Below are 16,227 nucleotides of genomic sequence, written 5' to 3'. Positions count from 1 at the left end.
CTGACAAGACGATTGGACATTTGCATGCCTGACAACCACCGGACCCCTGTGCGCGGCGCTCGCCGTCGCGCGCGGGGGCTTGCCGCCGGGCTGGCCACAGCCCTGCTGGCGACTTCCCTGCCCTTGACGGGGACCGCGGTCGCTGCCACCCCACTTCCCGGCGACGGCGTACTGCGACTGGACTTCGGACCGGGCGCTGTGGCCGACGGCCATACCGGTGTCGGCGCCAGTACGGCGTATTCCGCCGAGCGCGGCTACGGGTTCGCCGACACCAGCGCCGTCAGCGGAACCGATCGCGGCACCGCCGATCCGCTGCGGTCCGACTTCGTGACGCCTCGCGACACCTCGTTCGCCGTGGATCTGCCCAACGCTGACTACACCGTCCGGCTGATCGCCGGCGACGACGCCGGCGGGACGAACATCGCGATCAAGGCCGAGTCGATCCAGAAGGTCCAGCCGACCACGAAGGCTGCCGGCCAGTATCTCGAGATGGCGTTCGACATCGCGCTGGTCGACGGTCAGCTGAACCTCGACTTTACCGGGACCGACCCGAACATCAACGCGCTGGTGATCACCCGGCAGGCACCGCGCGGACCGGGGGAGAAGCCCACAGTCTTCCTCGCCGGTGACTCGACCGTGCAGACCTACGACCCGTACTGGCGACCGCAGGCCGGCTGGGGCCAGATGATGCCGCGCTTCTTCACCGACAAGGCCGCCTTCGTCAACCGGGCGATCGGCGGGCGCAGCTCGAAGTCGTTCCTGGTCCAGGGACGGTTGGACGAGGTGTTGCGGCAGCTGCGCCCCAACGACTACTTCCTCGTCCAGTTCGGCCACAACGACGCGACCATCAGCGTGCCGGAGCGCTACGCGTCGCCTGCTGACTACAAGGTGTACCTGAAGACGTACGTCGAGGGTGCGCGCCAGCGTGGTGCGACACCGGTCCTGGTGACGCCGATGGGCCGGCGCGACTTCGATCCCGAGACGGGGAAGTTCCGGGTCAGTTTCGCCGAGTACGTGCAGGCGATGAAAGAAGTGGCCGCGGAGCTCGACGTGCTACTGGTGGACCTGAGCACGCTGAGCATCGCCTACTACGACGAGATGGGCCCGGAAGGCACCAAGGCCGTCTTCATGCACGTCCCGGCCGGCGTTTACGAAGCCTGGCCGAACGGCAACGAAGACAACACGCACTTCCAGGAGTACGGCGCCATCCAGCTCGCACGGATGATCGCCAACGCGGTGAAGGATCTCCCGACGCCACTCGCCGCCCAGGTGAAGGAGGTCGAGCCGCCGCCGAACGTGCCCCCGGCACCGACCGGCGTCGTAGCCGGAAGCATCAGCAACGCGGGCGCAGTGCTCCGGTGGAAGGCATCCGACACGGCCGAGATCTACCGGGTGCAGCGCAAGCTTGCAACCGAGCCGGACTCGGCGTACCAGCTCGCCGCGACCTCTACGATCCCGACCGGTTCGCTCGGCGGGCTCGCCGAGGGCACTTCGTACGACGTCCGCGTGGTGGCGGTCAACGGTCGCGGCGAGTCGGAGCCGTCGGCACCGGTGCGGTTCACAACGCGTTCCGCGCAGTACCGCTTCGACTTCGGCCCGGTCGGGTCGCCCGTGAAGGCGGGCTACACCGAGGTGACGCGGAGCGTGCTGTACACGACGGAACGCGGCTACGGGTTGACCAGCTCCACCGGGATGATCGACCGTGATCGTGGCGGCGCGGACGAGGTCGGCCGGGACTTCGTTGCCTATTTCAACGGCTCGTACGAGTTCAAGGTCGACCTTCCCAATGGCACCTATGCCGCGAAGGTGATCACCGGCGACCTGATCGGATCGACCCGCACCAACGTGGCCTTCGAAGGCAAGTCGTTCGGCTCGGCGAACTCCGGGTCACGGGTTGTCAGCAGCAAGGTGTTCACCGGTATCCAGGTCGCCGACGGCCAGCTCAACGTCGGCATCACCGGCCAGACCGGGCACCTCAACGGACTGGAGATCACTCCGTTGCTGCTGGCGCCGACCGGTGTCACCCTCGAGTCCAAGGACTTGGCGTCCGATCCTGTCTCGGCCACGATCTCGTGGAACGCGGTCGACGGCGCGGCGTCGTACCGCCTGTACCGGCAGGAGACCGGTACGGCGACGCCGGTGCTGGTGGGTGAGACCACTGGCACGACGCTGCGGGACACGGGCGGAGCCCTCGGCGTGGAGTACGCCTACACCGTCACCGCGGTCGATCCCACCGAAGTCGAGTCGGTGCGTTCGGCGCCGCTCACGGTGGCGATGGTGGACCCGTCGGTGCCGAAGGCCGCAACACCCGACAGCCTCACGCTGCGGTCAGTGCGCAAGAACGACATCACCTTCAGCTGGAACGCGGTGGACGGCGCTCGGCGGTACAACGTGTACCGGGCCACCAAGGCGAGCGGTCCCTACACGCTCGTCGGCCGCGCGGGCGAGGCGTCGTACACCGACACGACCGTACTGACGACGATCCGGTACTTCTACACGGTGGCCTCGGTCAACATGGGCGGTATCTCCGAGCGGTCGGAGGTGCTGACCACTCCGGCGGTGACGGTGCTGGACCGGCCGATGGAGCGCATCGACCGGGCACCGGTCGCAGTCAAGACGACGGGCGGGGTCTCTGTCGGCTGGCGGATGCTGGGCCTGGACCCGGACTCGATCGCGTTCAACCTCTACCGCGACGGCGTGAAGCTCACCGTGACGCCTTTGCGTGACAGCACGAACTACTTGGATGCCTTGGGCAACGAGAACTCGAAGTACTACGTGACGGCGGTGGAAGGCCGTCAGGAACGACGTGTCACCGAGGATTTCGGCGTCTGGCAAAAGCAATACCTCTCGGTGCCACTGCAGAAGCCGGCTGACGACTACACCAAGGACGGCCAGCCCTACACCTATCGCGCCGGCGATGCCAGCGTCGGTGACCTCGACGGCGACGGCCGCTACGAGATCGTTCTGATGTGGACACCGTCCAACAGCAAGGACAACTCGCAGGCGGGCTACACCGGCATCACCTACCTTGACGCCTACCGGTTCGACGGGCAACGTCTGTGGCGGATCAACCTCGGCCCGAACATCCGGGCCGGTGCGCACTACTCGCCATTCCTCGTCTACGACTTCGACAACAACGGCAAGGCCGAGGTGGCCCTGAAGACCGCCGACGGCACGGTCGATGGTCGCGGCAAGGTGATCGGCGATCGGTACGCCGACCACCGGAACAGCTCGGGCTACGTCCTTCAGGGGCCCGAGTTCCTGACGATCTTCGACGGCCCGACAGGTGCCGCGATCGACACAGTCGACTACGACCCGCCGCGGGGCGATGTCTCCGCCTGGGGCGACGCCTACGGCAACCGGGTCGACCGGTTCCTGGCGGCTGTGGCGTACCTAGACGGTGAACGGCCGAGCCTGGTCTTCAGCCGCGGGTATTACACCCGCACGGTGCTGGCGGCGTACGACTTCGTGGACGGCAAGCTGCGCAAGCGGTGGCGGTTCGACACGAACGACCCGGGCCTGAGCGGCTATACCGGCCAGGGCAACCACGGTCTGTCGATCGCCGACGTGGATCGCGACGGCAAGGACGAGATCACCTTCGGCGCGATGGCGGTCGACGACGACGGCAAGCCGTTGTATAACACGGGTCTCGGCCATGGCGACGCCATGCACCTGGGTGATCTCGACCCGACGCGCGACGGCCTGGAGGTCGTGGACGTCCACGAGCACACCGACGCGGACTACGGCCTGGAGATGCGCGACGCGGCGACCGGTCAGATCCTGTGGGGAGTGTTCACCGGGAAGGACACCGGGCGCGGTATGTCAGCCGACATCGACCCGCGCTTCCCGGGCGAGGAATCCTGGGGCGCGACGATCACCAACGAGCAGCACATTCCGCTGACGCAGGTGTACTCCGCCCGTGGCGAGGTCATCTCTTCGAGCATTCCCTCGTCGACGAACGCCGGTATCTGGTGGGATGGCGACCTGTTGCGCGAGTTGCAGGACGACAACCGGATCGACAAGTGGAACTACCTGACGTCCACGACGGACAACCTGCTCACCGCCACCGGAGCGGCGTCGAACAACGGCACCAAGGCCAACCCCTCCCTGCAAGCCGACCTGTTCGGCGACTGGCGCGAAGAGATCGTTTGGCGGAGCGAGGACAGCTCCGAACTCCGGATCTACACCACCACGGCGATGACCAGTCACCGGATCCGCACGCTGATGCATGACCCGGTCTACCGGCTCGGCGTGGCCTGGCAGAACGTCGGCTACAACCAGCCGCCGCACCCGAGCTTCTACCTCGGTGACGGTATGTTGGCCCCGGCGCGGCCCGAGATCCGCTATACCGGAGGGCCGCGCTACACCTTCACCGGTTTCGAGGATCCCGTGGGCTCGGGAGTGAACCAGATCAAGGCCGGCCAGGCGGTACCGCTGAAATGGCGGATCACCACCACCGACGGCACACCGGTGACCGACATCGCCTCCGTACGCCTCTCGACCCGTGGCACGTGGTGTGGTCAAGGCTGGACCGCGGACCAGCCCGAGGAGAAGCTCACCGGCGACAGCGGCCTGCAGAACCTCGGCGACGGTTACTACCAGATCAACTGGAAGGTCCCGGACAACTACGCCGGCTCCTGCAAGACGCTCCGGCTAGAACTCGGTGAGGACACCTACCGAACAGCCGAGTTCGCGATCACCGGGTAGCGCCGGATCCATCGACGGTACCTCGAGCATGCACCTTGCTCGACGTACCGTCGTGTGGAGCCATGTGATCGACACGAACCTGACCGCCCTGTGGAACATGTCGCAGGCGCTCGGCCGGCAGATGGTCGAACGCAAGTCTGGAACCCTTGTCAACGTCGGCTCCATCTCGGCGATGATCGTCAATCGCCCGGCAACTATCGGCAGGTCGGTCAAGCACTGCGGCGCCGGCGGTCATCACCCGTCCGTTGGTTGGGGCGCGACTGGAAGCTCGACGACGAGGCGGGTGCCCTTTCCGGGCGGGCTGTGGATGGTCAGTTCGCCGCCAGCGGCTTCGACCCGGTCCTTGAGGCCGACCAGGCCGGAGCCGCGGGCCGGGTCCGCACCGCCGGCGCCGTCGTCGCTGACCGCGAGCCGCATGACGCCGTCGGTTGTGTCGACCTGAACGTGAATCACCGCAGCTGAAGCATGTTTGGCCGCGTTCGCCAGCGCTTCGGACAATACGTAGTACGCCGTGACCTCGACGCGTTCGGGCAGGCGCTCCTGCATCCGCACATTCAGCTCGACCGGGATGGAAGAACGGCGAGCGAGCGTCTTCAGAGCCGGACCGAGTCCACCTTCGGCCAGGATCGTCGGGTGGATACCGCGTGCCATCTCGCGCAAGTCCTCAAGCGCCCTGGTGAGTTCGTCGGTGATGCTGTCGAGGTTCGCGGAGAGCTCGTCGAGCTCAGGCGGTACGGCTGCTTGCGCCGCTCTCAGCCGCAGCGCCAGCGAGACCAGGCGTTGCTGTGCGCCGTCGTGCAGATCGCGTTCGATCCGGCGCCTGGTTTCGTCGGCGCTGGCAACGATCCGCGAGCGGGACGCCTTCAGCTCAGCCTGGGCCCCGGCGTTCGCGATCGCGGTCGCGACGAGCTCGGTGAAGTCCGCGAGCCGTGACTCGGTGTCGGGCGGGGCGAACTGGTCGCCGGCCGAACCTACGGCCATCACTCCCCATAGGTGGCCATGGACGATGATCGGGACCCCGACTGCCGAGCGGATCCGAAGCGGGACCGCCGCGGTGACCGGTGGGCCCTCGTCCTCGCCGTACTGGACTCGCTCCGGCCGGTGTGTCTGGTCGATGAGGGCGGCCAGTTTCCGGTCACCGAGAGCGGTAGGGCCCATGCTCGGGACCGGCTCGCCGGTTGCGCTCCACGCCGCCACGGTGGCGGTTTCGCTGGGAAGGAAGTGTGTCAGCTCGGTGTAGTCGGCACCGAGGAGCTGTCCGACCTCCGCAGCGACCGCGGCGAAGACGTCGTCGGGGGATGCCGCTGTGGCGACGAGCGTTGCGACGCGGCGCAACGCCGCCTGCTCAGCTGCGAGTCGCTCGATCTCCTCGCGGGCGGTGCGCTCGTCGTCCAGGACACGGAGCATTCGCATGGTGATCGCGGTGACCCTGGCCATGCCCCGGACGAGGCCGGTTTCCTCGCGGGTCAGGCCGTCCAGGCGCGCCACGACCATCGTTGCGCCGGGCGGATGCTCGAGAAGGGCCGTTGCCGTGTCGCACTTGCCTACTCCAGGTACGTCGAGCTGCCGTGCGTACTCAGGACCCGGTCCGGCGGCTTCCAGATCGCCCACAGGTGCCGAGCCTTCCGGATATCCGACGGCTGCGACCAACTCGCCTGCGCAGACGATCGCTGCCACGTCGGCGTCCAGAGCCTCGGCCGCCCGTTCGACGGCCAGGTGGGCGGCCTCGGCCTCGCTCCGCGCGGTCGAAACGACAGCGACGAACTCGGCGAGTTGTTGGGTCGACCAGGTCGAGGCATCCATCTCAGCCGACCGAGAGAACAACCAACGTCTGGTTGTGGAAGCCGCGTAGGCCGCGCGTCCGCGCGATCTCGCCGTACGTGTAGAAACCTGCGACGGGTGCGCCGGCCGTGACAGCGGTGAGCCGGTCGATCTCGGTCCGGATACCGGCGTCGCCGAGGACTCCCCGCCGGGCGATGCAGTCGAACGCGATCACGCCGAGCGGCGCCTTCCCGCCGAGGGCTGCGAGCGAGTCCCCGCAGGCCGATTCGGTTGCCTCGAGCACTGATGTCGCGTCGCCCTCCATGATCCAGACGAGGGCGCCCTGCGGTACCTCGGCCATACAGGACAGGGACCGCTCGACGAAGTCCCCACCGCTGATCCAGCGCACCTCGTCCTCTCCGCTCGGCCGGCCGAGACCGAACGGGTGGGTGAGCGCCAGTCGCGCCAGCGTTCGATGATCGCTGCCGGCCGACAGGTCGATACCCAGGTGCTTGAGGTAGACGTCCAGCGCCGGAAGGTCGTCGAGGGTGTACACGCGGTTGGCGGCACTTGCGGTGACGAGCATCGGCTCGCCGACCCGGCGCCAGCCGTGACGCACACCGATCCCGAACGGCGCGTTCGAGGCGATCCCGGCGGCGACGACCGAATCGGTCAGCACCTGGTCGCCATGCAACTGATGTGTCTGCGTCATCCTCAGGTCGTCGCCGGCGCAGCCGCCCACCAGCGGTACCGCCGCGCCGAGCACGCCGTACGCACCCCGGACCAGCTCCTGCTGGTCGCCCGCCAGGCCGTCGCTGAGCAGAACGAGGACCTTGTGAGGGAGGTCGTCCCGCACTGGAAGGCAGCGGGCCACCCGCGCTCCCGCGTTTCGCAGGTCTCGCGACGCTCCAGTGGCAGCGGCGGTTTCGGCGGCGAACCCATCGCCTCCGATCGCGGTGACGACGACACTGGTCTCGCTCGGGCCCGTCGCCGCGATCTCACCAGCGGTCGTGCAGCCGATCAGTGGCACCCCGGGTGCCCGCCGCCGGATTTCCGCTAGCAGTCCGTGCAGGTCGTGCGACTGCGAGCAGAACACGATCAGCAGCTTCGCGTCGTCACGGACAAGGGCGTCGTCCGCCGCCCGCGCCCCAGCTCCCGTCTCGAGACCGTGGGCGGATCCGACTGCCATCCACCGAGCAGGCTGCACGCCACACCTCATCAGCTAATCCCGCCACCACTCAACGTAGTCGGAGCGGGTCCCAAAGGTCCAGCTACCAGGAATGCGGATGGGCAGTGGCGCGCGCGACCCTGGGAGCATGGTTCTGCGCTGCTTCCTCGTCGACGACAGCCCTCATTACCTGGCCGCCGCCCAGGCGCTGCTCGAACGAGAAGGCCTGGCCGTGGTGGGCGTCGCCTCCAGCACCGAGGAGGCGCTGCGACGGGTGGAGGACGCGGAGCCGGATGTCGTCCTCGTGGATGTCGGCCTCGGCGGTGACAGCGGCTTCGATCTCGCTCGCCGGCTCCAGAGCGAGACGAGTCTGGATCCTTCGAGGGTGATCCTGATCTCGACCAACGCGGAGGAGGACCTCGGGGATCTGGTCCAGGCCGCGCCTGCGGCGGCGTTTCTGTCCAAGTCGCGCCTGTCGGCCGGGGCCATTCGCCGGATCCTCGACGGCGCCGAAGGCTGCTGAGGCGGGTGGAGGGCAGGGATACTCTGTGGCATGGCGATCAAGCCGGCCGGCGATCTACCGGATCGGGACGACAATGCGGCCCGCACTCGTGTCCTGCTCGCCGAGGACGACGTCCTTCTCCGCGAGGGGCTTGCCAGCCTGCTCGAGAGGTCGGGCTTCGAGGTCGTCGCGCAGACCGGCAACAGCGCATGGATTCTCCCGCTGGTCCGCGAGCAGGTGCCGGATCTGGTCGTGCTGGACATCCGGATGCCGCCCACGAACACCACCGAAGGACTGGATGCCGCCAGGGAGATTCGCAACGAGTTCCCGGCGACCGGCATCCTGGTGCTGTCGGCCCATGCCGAAGTCGAGCACGCGATGGAGCTGCTGGCGACCGGCGAGCGAATCGGCTACCTGTTGAAGACCCGCGTGACCGATGTGGGCGAGTTCATCGAGACGCTGGAGCGGATTGTCAGGGGTGGATCGGTGATGGACCCCGCGCTGGTGCAGGAGCTCGTGAGCGCCCGCCGGCACAACGACCCGCTCGCCGAGCTCAGTCCCCGCGAACACGAGGTGCTCGCGCTGATGGCGGAGGGGCGGTCGAACGCCGGCATCGCCCGCCGGCTCTGGGTGACCGAAGGCACTGTGGAGAAGCACGTCCGGCACATCCTGGCCAAGCTGGACCTGCCCGAGACCGACGACGATCATCGCCGGGTGCTCGCGGTGGTCACTTTTCTCGAAACCCGCTGATCGCGGACTCGCCGTCGTACGGGGCTGCCTGCCAGCGAGACCCCAAGGTTCCGGCTAGCAGGTAGCCGGCGTGGGCGCTGGCGGTGCAGACGTGCCCCACCCGGGAAGGGGATGGTTGCCACAGGCCCACCGAACGGCGGGCGGCCAAGGGATTGATCGCGATGGACACGACCACATCAGGTACCCGGCTTCAGTCCGGCTGGTGGCGGAGTGCCGTCATCTACCAGGTGTACGTACGCAGCTTCCAGGACTCCGATGGCGACGGTGTGGGTGATCTGGCCGGTGTGCGGGCCAGGCTGCCGTACCTGCGGAGCCTCGGCGTCGACGGCATCTGGCTCAACCCGTTCTACCCCTCGCCGCAGCATGACCACGGGTACGACGTATCCGACTATCTCGCGGTGCACCCGGACTACGGCACCCTCGAATGCTTCGACCGGCTGGTCCACGACGCACACCGGCTCGACCTCAGGGTCCTCATCGATGTCGTCCCGAACCACTGCTCGACCGAGCACTCATGGTTCGCCGCGGCACTGGCAGCCGGTCCGGGAAGCCCGGAGCGGGAACGATTCCACTTCGCCGACGGCCACGGCGACAACGGCGATCTGCCGCCGAACAACTGGCGATCCATCTTCGGCGGACCGGCCTGGCAACGGGTGACCGAACCGGATGGGTCAACAGGGCAGTGGTACCTGCACAGCTTCGCGCCGGAACAGGCCGACTTCAACTGGCGGCACCCAGACGTGGCGGCATACTTCGAGCAGGTGCTGCGTTTCTGGCTCGAGCGCGGCGTGGACGGCGTCCGGATCGACGTGGCCCACGGGCTGCACAAGGCCGAAGGCTTGCCCGACCACGAGAACGCGACGGACGACGAGCTCACCGGCGACCCACTCAATCCCTACGCGTGGAACCAGCCCGAGGTGCACCAGGTGTGGCGCCGGTGGCGGAGCATCGCCGAGGAGTACACCGTCATGACCGGCCGCGAACGCGCGCTGATCGGCGAGGTCGGCGTCCTGGACGCCCAGCAGCTCGCCCTGTACCAGCGCCCGGACGAACTGCACCAGAGCTTCTTCTTCGAGTTCCTGCGCGCGGAGTGGAACGATCAGACCCTGTACGACGTAGTGGATCGCGGCCTCGGCACTATCGCCGGCTCCAGCTCGTCGGTCGCCTGGGTGCTGAACAACCACGACATGCCCCGGTCGGTCACTCGGTATGGCGGTGGTGCTCCCGGCATCGACGCCGGAGACGTCGATCTCGGCACCATCCGAGCGCGGGCGAGCGCCCTGCTGATGCTGGCGCTGCCAGGAGCGGCGTACGTATACCAGGGCGAGGAACTCGGCCTGCCCGAGGTCACGGATCTCCCTGTCGATGTCCTGACCGATCCGATGTTTCACCGCAGCGAGGGCGCTCGCCGCGGGCGGGACGGCTGCCGGATTCCTCTTCCGTGGGCCGCCGGCCAGGCAGGCTTCGGCTTCTCCTCCGCCGCCGCCTGGCTTCCTCAGCCTGACTGGTTCGCTGACCACGCCATGGACCGGCAGCTGAGCTTGGGCGAGTCGATGCTGCACCTCTACCGCGAGGCGCTCGCGTTGCGGCGTCGGCTCCCCGCGCTGGCTTCGAACGATTTCCGCTGGTTGCGGACCGAACCGGGCGTGCTCGCCTTTACCCGGGGCGACGGCTTCTGCTGCGTGGTCAACTGTTCCTCGCGGGTCGTCGCCGCGCCGGTCGACGGCGAATTGTTGCTCGCCAGTCACCACGATGCAGGCGACAAGCTGCCGCCGAACAGCGCCGCCTGGTACGTGTTGGCGCCGCCGGCGGACTCGGCAGGTGAGGCGGCATGAACGCCCGGCCGAACGCAGTGGCAGACCAGCAGCATCGAAGACTGCGCGACTGTGCACGACGTGGTTACGCAACAACCCCACCAGACCGGCGGACCTGGCGTCTTGAGCCCCTTGTACTCGGCGCCAGGTCTGCCGCACCACCACTTGGTGAACGACCCAGTCACACCGCACCGAGCATCCGATGCGCTTGGCACCGGGGGGTGTGAAATGCGACAGGTTCGTGTCACGAAGATGAGCCGGACAACGAAGAGTCAGCGGCGGCGGAATGGACTGCTCGACGCTCTGCCGCTCGACCCCCGAGATCCCGACATCATCAGAGCCAAACAGCGGCAGCGCGACGACAGGCCAGCGGACCGGTCAGCCCAGGACCACTAGTTTCTGGTGGGTCATCGCGTCGATCGCCTAGCGGATGCCCTCTCGGCCTCGCCGGACTCCTTCACGCCGCCGTACGGCATGTGGTCGGACCGGTACGAGGGCGGCTTGTTGACCAGCACCGTTCCGGCCTGCGCGTTGGTGATGTAGTGGCGTACATCGTTGAGTTTGTCCGTGTAGATGGCGGTGTTGAGGCCGAAGCGGGAGGTGTTGACCGCGGCGACAGCCTCATCGAGCGAGGAGACCGGAATCAGCGTGACCACCGGGCCGAACACCTCTTCGCAGACCAGCGGAGAGTTGGGGTCCAGTCGGTGACGATGGTGGGCTCCAATACTCCGTCGACCACACCTCCACCACAGAGGATCCTCGCGCCGGCGGCTACGGCGCTGGACAGCCAGGAGAGGACTCGTTCGGTGGATTCCGGCGTGATCAATGGCCCGACGTCGGTCGCCGGGTCCTGTGGGTTCCCGACCCCGAGCTTGCCGATCCGGTGAACGTCAGGAGGCTGACCAGCGGCGACCGGTTCATCACCGCGATGATCTCAGCGGGGTCGCCCGTGACCAGGTTGAGCTGACCGGCCGGCAGCCCGGCGGCTTCGAAGAGCTCGACCAGAAGCCCGGCCGACAGCGGCGTCTTCTCGGACGGCTTGAGCACCACGGGGCATCCGGACGCGATCGCGGACGCGATCTTGTGTAGGACCAGGTTGACGGGGAAGCTGAACGGCGTGATCGCCGCCACGACGCCGACCGGTTCGGACGCAGAGCTTTCCCTGTACGCGGCACGTGCGGACGTTGGTCGGGGGCCACGGGCGACGCCTGTCAGCGGTGTAGCGCTCCGAGTTGAACGAGCATGGACAGGTCATCGCGGATGGCCCACCGTTCGGCTATCCGCCCGTCCATGAGCTGATAGGCGAACGCAACGTCCCTGTTGGCGGTCCCTGGTGGCGTCTCGAAGCCGAGGAGGGCCCCACCCGGCCAGGTGAGCTCACGCGTGCCGAACTGCACCACCATGTCGCCTTCGGCGACGACAATGGAGCTGAGCCAACGGGCGCCATGTCACGACGAGCCCGGCGTAGAAACTGCCGAGTTCCCTCTAGCCCTTGTGACCGGCCTGCTGCCAGCGCATGGTTGATCATGGCCGGGGTACACAGGGTGTCAAGTATCGCGAGATCGCCGCCCCTGTTGCCGAGTTCGTCGAACTCTGCCACTACCGCTTTGTTGTGAGCAATGTCCATCACGAACCACCTTCTCGGGAGACGCTCAACGCCGTCGACACGAAGTCGACCCGAATCCGTACAGCCGGGCCGGCCTCAGCTGGACAACTGTTCACGCTCTACCCGCCCGATTGCACGTGTCTAGTCCTCGGCAAAACACGAAGCCCTCGACGCGTCAGCCCCGACCCGTCCGAGCGATCACCGGCGAAGATCACGGTGCTGAATGCCCCGGCTGGCTGGCAGGGTGCCGTAGTGATCGCGCGACCGACCGCGAGGCTATGAAGAGTGCGGCCGAGGCGAGCAGCAGCCCGGGCGGGTACGGCGGCCATACGGACACCACGCCGGCGAGGACCAGCAGCACGCTGGACGACCGTGGGAGTGATCGCTTGCGCCAGCCGGCGACGGCCAGCGCAATGAATGCCACTAGGCACAGCACCATCTTCGGCAGCGACATCACCATGATCCAAGGCGCCTCGAAGATGAGCCGCTCGAACAGCTGGTCGTCGGTATGGTCGGAGATCGCACGGATCCCGGTGCCGCTGAACCAGGAGTTGGTCGCGACCATCACTAGGCCGGCCGCGGCGGAGGTTTGGGCCCAGACCGGCAGCGTCGTACGCCACCTCGCGAGTGCCAGCGCCAGAACGACGGCACCAACGGTGGCGGCGACGCCGGCCGCGGTGCTGACCGGGTTGCTGAAGGCTTCGCGAGGAGAGTCGTCGTTGAGGGATATGTAGCCGACGGATCCGAGGGCGGCCAGCACGGAGCCGACCGCGAACGCCGTGGCGACCGCGTTCGACGACGCCGAGGTGGCCTCGGAGGGCATGGTGGAGCTGGACATCTGTTTGCTCCTTGTTCGAAATGGATTAGGTGTCCGCCAGCGTCGAGTGTGACGCGGCCGCGTGGTAGAGCCATCGGGGGGAACCTGTGCTTCCCCCATTCGGTGGTGGCCCGCGCCCGCTGGGCGGCCCTACGCTGAGTGTGTGCCGGTGTTTCTGCGCTGGCGGGTCCCCGCTTGGCGAGCGCGCACCCGACGTCGCGCTGGCCCTCGCGGTGACGACCTTCAAACGTCTCGTCCGTGCTCTTCCCTGACGCCGACAATGCGTACGACCTCCAGACCCGCCATCCACCGCTGGTGATCGCCGCGGCGCTCGCCGGCCTGGTGCTGGTGGCGCGTCGTCGCCACGCGCTGCTCACGTTCCTGTCCGTCGTCACTGTGACGGGCGCGATCATCGTGCTGCACTGGGACGCCGGTGGAGTGCCATTCACGATCCTGACCGCGGCCTACGCGCTCGGCGCGCACGGCTCGGCCCGGGACGGCATCGTCGGGCTGACGGCGGCCGCCGCCGGCGTCGGGCTGCTCTTCGCGGTGCGGGCGCCGTACTTCGACTCGATCATCGGGGTCGCAGTGCTCGGCCAGGTGGGTGTCGTGTGGCTGCTGGGCAGGGTCGTCACCCGGCGCCGCTCCCTCGCGGACACTGCCCGGGAGCGCGAGCTCGCCTTGGCAGGCGACGGCGCCCAGGCGACCGAGCGAGCTGTGCTGGCCGAGAGGCTGCGGGTGGCGCGGGACCTCAACGACGCCGCCGGCGACGCCGTCGCCACGATCACTCTGCAGGCGGCGGGCAAGCATGCGGACGGCGAACCGGACGGCGTCCTCGCGATGATCGAGCGCAGCAGTCGGGGCGCCACCGACGATCTGCGGCGGATGCTGCTCGCGCTCCGCGACCCTGCCTCGAGCCCGGTGCTCGAAGACGCCGATCCCGACCTGCGGCGCGCGCTGGTCGACGCGACTGGTTGGGACGACCGTCCGGCTCGGGTGCGCGCCAGGGTGCGCGCCGGCCGCCGGACTGGCCGGTCGACGTGGCGCTCGGTTGCGGGGTCGCGGTCTTGAACGTGACCGGGTCCGTGGCGCCCGATCCGAGCGTCACGACCGGCTATGCCGATCCGGTGCTGCCGCTGCTCGTCGTCCTCGCTGCCGTGCCGGGGCTGGCGCTGATCATCCGGCGGCAGCATCCGGTCGCGACGCTCGCCGTGGTTGTCGCTGCGGTGTTTGCGGTGACCGCCCTCGGCTGGCGGACCGGGAACCTGCCGGGGACAGTGCTGATCGCGACCTATGCCCTCGGGGCATGGGCAACCCTCGCCTGAGGGATCGCTGCCCTGATCAGCCTCTACGCGGTGATGGGGCTGATGGTGGCGCTCGGCCTGGACCAGTTCGATGTCTGGGCGTTCATCGTTTTCACGCTGCCGTGGGTGCTGGGCGCCGTGATCCGGCAGCGCCGGTTGTCCGACCAGCAGCAGGTCGAGCGTGCGATCGCCGCCGAGCGCGACCGCGCGGTGGCCACCGAGCGCGCTCTGGCCGAGGAGCGGCTCGCCGTCGCCCGCGACCTGCACGACCTGGTCAGCCATAACCTGGCGGCGATCACGCTGCAGGCCGCCGCCGCCCGGCGCCGCCCCAGCAACCCCGACCCAGCCGCTTTGACCGCGATCGAGCAGGCGGCACGTGCGGCGCTGGCCGACCTGCGCGCGATGTTGGATGCGCTCTCCCGGCCGGACGTCGGTGGCCTGTCCCCGGCACCCGGCCTGGCCGACCTCAAGGCGCTCGCCGACCGCCATCGTGAGGTCAACGGCCCGGTCGATGTCCGAATCGACCCCGCCGTCGCCCGCGAGCCGGAGAGTGCGCGCCTTACGGCGTACCGCGTAGTCCAGGAGGCACTCACGAACGTGTACAGGCACGCGCCCGGCGCGCGGGTAACGGTGCGGCTTGCAGCCACCGACGGAGCCCTTGTCGTCGACGTCGAAGACGACGGCGCCGCCTCCTCCTCCCTTCCCCGGTCGCCCGGGAGCGGGCTCGGCCTGGCCGGCATGCGGGAGCGCGTCGCCCTCTTCGGTGGCACGCTCACCGCGGGCGCCACCGCGGCCGGTGGGTTCGCCGTCCACGCCGAGTTGAGCCGCGGAGGCACCCGATGACCGCGATCTCTGTCGTCGTGATCGACGATCAGGACCTGGTCAGGGCGGGGCTCGCCTCTCTCCTTGACGGCACCGACCACATCACCGTCGTCGGCCAGGCAGGCAACGGCGAGGAGGGGGTCCGGCTGGTCCGGGCGGTGCGCCCGGACGTCGCGCTCGTCGACATCCGGATGCCGGTCCTCAACGGGATCGATGCCGTCGCCCGGATCCGCGCCGACCCGGCGTGCGCGGGCACCCGCCTTGTCGTGCTCACGACGTTCGGGCTCGACGAGTACGTCTTCGGCGCTATCCGCGCGGGCGCTGACGGGTTCCTCCTCAAGGATGCCGAGCCCGACGAGCTCGTTCGGTGCGTGCGACTCGTCGCCCAGGGCGATGCCGTGATGTCGCCCTCGGTGACCCGCACCTTGCTCGATGACTACCTGACGCGACGGACCAGCCACCAGCGACGGGCCGCGCCCGCCCTGACCGATCGCGAGCGCGACGTGCTCGATGGCGTCCGTCGCGGGTTGTCCAACAAGGCCATCGCCGCCGACCTGTGCGTCGGCGCGGCCACCGTGAAGTCCTACGTCAGCCGACTGCTGGAGAGGTTTGGCACCCAGAGTCGAGTCGGCCTCGTAATCGCCGCGTACGAGTGCGGACTGGTCGACACGAGGTGAGCAGGGATTCGAAGCGTCGTCCGCGATGGTTCGTTCGCTGAGCCGGTCTAACACCGGCTTGGTGCCTGCGGCAAGCAGTACCTCGGCTGGGGCGACGAATCCCTCCGGGGTTCGAACGATTTGAGCGCCTCTGCAACCTCGGCCCAGGCGGCTGCCCGTACGGCCTGGGGGCTGTCAGCGAGGACGGCTCGATACGCACCGAGCGCCTCTTGCTGCTTCGGTATCGGCCGCGATGCGAGCCGTGACCGCGTCTTCCCACCCGACTCGTCTCCAGCCGAGCCCCATCCACCGTTACAGCC

General features: G+C 68.3%; 13 protein-coding genes and 2 pseudogenes. 9 read left to right on the top strand and 6 right to left on the bottom strand.

The window, feature by feature from the left end; translation table 11 throughout:
* Nucleotides 1–24 precede the first annotated feature (24 nt).
* Both OG394_RS15640 and OG394_RS15635 read left to right on the top strand, forming a co-directional pair.
* On the top strand, nt 25–4,707 hold the full coding sequence (locus tag OG394_RS15640) for a rhamnogalacturonan lyase family protein (RefSeq protein WP_328996079.1): 4,683 nt from the start codon (nt 25–27) through the stop codon (nt 4,705–4,707).
* Between the two features lie 28 nt (nt 4,708–4,735).
* A pseudogene (locus OG394_RS15635) lies at nt 4,736–4,867 on the top strand (SDR family NAD(P)-dependent oxidoreductase); the annotation flags it as partial.
* Nucleotides 4,868–4,941: 74 nt separating this feature from the next.
* On the opposite strand, the gene OG394_RS15630 reads toward OG394_RS15635, so the two are convergent.
* Together OG394_RS15630 and OG394_RS15625 are read right to left on the bottom strand one after the other, a co-directional pair.
* Complete coding sequence (locus tag OG394_RS15630) at nt 4,942–6,510, bottom strand: GAF domain-containing sensor histidine kinase (protein ID WP_328996078.1); 1,569 nt, start codon at nt 6,508–6,510, stop codon at nt 4,942–4,944.
* Between the two features lies 1 nt (nt 6,511).
* Entirely contained in the window at nt 6,512–7,657 is a 1,146-nt protein-coding gene (locus tag OG394_RS15625) for an FIST signal transduction protein (RefSeq protein ID WP_328996077.1), read from the bottom strand.
* Nucleotides 7,658–7,784: 127 nt separating this feature from the next.
* Between OG394_RS15625 and OG394_RS15620 the strand changes: the two genes are divergently transcribed.
* The 3 genes from OG394_RS15620 (at nt 7,785) to OG394_RS15610 (ending at nt 10,723) form a co-directional block, all read left to right on the top strand.
* Nucleotides 7,785–8,159, top strand: coding sequence for a response regulator (locus OG394_RS15620; protein WP_328996076.1), 375 nt, complete (start codon nt 7,785–7,787; stop codon nt 8,157–8,159).
* Nucleotides 8,160–8,189: 30 nt separating this feature from the next.
* Nucleotides 8,190–8,888, top strand: coding sequence for a response regulator transcription factor (locus OG394_RS15615; protein ID WP_328996075.1), 699 nt, complete (start codon nt 8,190–8,192; stop codon nt 8,886–8,888).
* 161 nt (nt 8,889–9,049) lie between these two features.
* Nucleotides 9,050–10,723 carry a glycoside hydrolase family 13 protein gene (locus tag OG394_RS15610; protein WP_328996074.1) on the top strand — a complete coding sequence of 558 codons (1,674 nt, stop codon included), beginning with the start codon at nt 9,050–9,052 and terminating at the stop codon, nt 10,721–10,723.
* Nucleotides 10,724–11,109: 386 nt separating this feature from the next.
* On the opposite strand, the pseudogene OG394_RS15605 reads toward OG394_RS15610, so the two are convergent.
* The 4 genes and pseudogenes from OG394_RS15605 to OG394_RS15590 form a co-directional block, all read right to left on the bottom strand.
* Nucleotides 11,110–11,528: pseudogene (locus tag OG394_RS15605) on the bottom strand (aldehyde dehydrogenase family protein).
* Nucleotides 11,525–11,833, bottom strand: coding sequence for an aldehyde dehydrogenase family protein (locus OG394_RS15600; RefSeq protein WP_328996073.1), 309 nt, complete (start codon nt 11,831–11,833; stop codon nt 11,525–11,527). Before OG394_RS15600 ends, OG394_RS15605 begins: the two are co-directional and overlap by 4 nt.
* Nucleotides 11,834–11,913: 80 nt before the next feature.
* The gene (locus tag OG394_RS15595; protein WP_328996072.1) at nt 11,914–12,105 is read right to left on the bottom strand and encodes a hypothetical protein; all 192 of its coding nucleotides are present in this window, start codon (nt 12,103–12,105) and stop codon (nt 11,914–11,916) included.
* Nucleotides 12,106–12,519: 414 nt separating this feature from the next.
* Nucleotides 12,520–13,146 (bottom strand): hypothetical protein, encoded by a 627-nt coding sequence (locus OG394_RS15590; RefSeq protein ID WP_328996071.1) that lies wholly within the window; start codon nt 13,144–13,146, stop codon nt 12,520–12,522.
* Nucleotides 13,147–13,383: 237 nt separating this feature from the next.
* On the opposite strand from OG394_RS15590, the gene OG394_RS15585 reads away from it, so the two are divergent.
* From OG394_RS15585 to OG394_RS15570, 4 genes are read left to right on the top strand one after another with little or no spacing between them, the layout of a single operon-like run.
* The gene (locus OG394_RS15585) at nt 13,384–14,196 is read left to right on the top strand and encodes a histidine kinase dimerization/phosphoacceptor domain-containing protein (protein ID WP_328996070.1); all 813 of its coding nucleotides are present in this window, start codon (nt 13,384–13,386) and stop codon (nt 14,194–14,196) included.
* Between the two features lie 2 nt (nt 14,197–14,198).
* Nucleotides 14,199–14,450: a hypothetical protein gene (locus OG394_RS15580; RefSeq protein ID WP_328996069.1), complete on the top strand. Its 252-nt coding sequence runs from the start codon at nt 14,199–14,201 to the stop codon at nt 14,448–14,450.
* Nucleotides 14,451–14,483: 33 nt separating this feature from the next.
* Entirely contained in the window at nt 14,484–15,272 is a 789-nt protein-coding gene (locus OG394_RS15575; protein ID WP_328996837.1) for a sensor histidine kinase, read from the top strand.
* A complete protein-coding gene (locus OG394_RS15570; protein WP_328996068.1) occupies nt 15,269–15,928 on the top strand; it encodes a response regulator transcription factor in 660 nt (219 codons plus the stop codon). Before OG394_RS15575 ends, OG394_RS15570 begins: the two co-directional genes overlap by 4 nt.
* Nucleotides 15,929–16,227 lie beyond the last annotated feature (299 nt).

This window comes from Kribbella sp. NBC_01245 (assembly GCF_036226525.1).
GTDB lineage: Bacteria > Actinomycetota > Actinomycetes > Propionibacteriales > Kribbellaceae > Kribbella.
The sequence above is the reverse complement of the archived record's forward strand: the minus strand, read 5'-3'. Positions and strand labels throughout refer to the sequence as shown.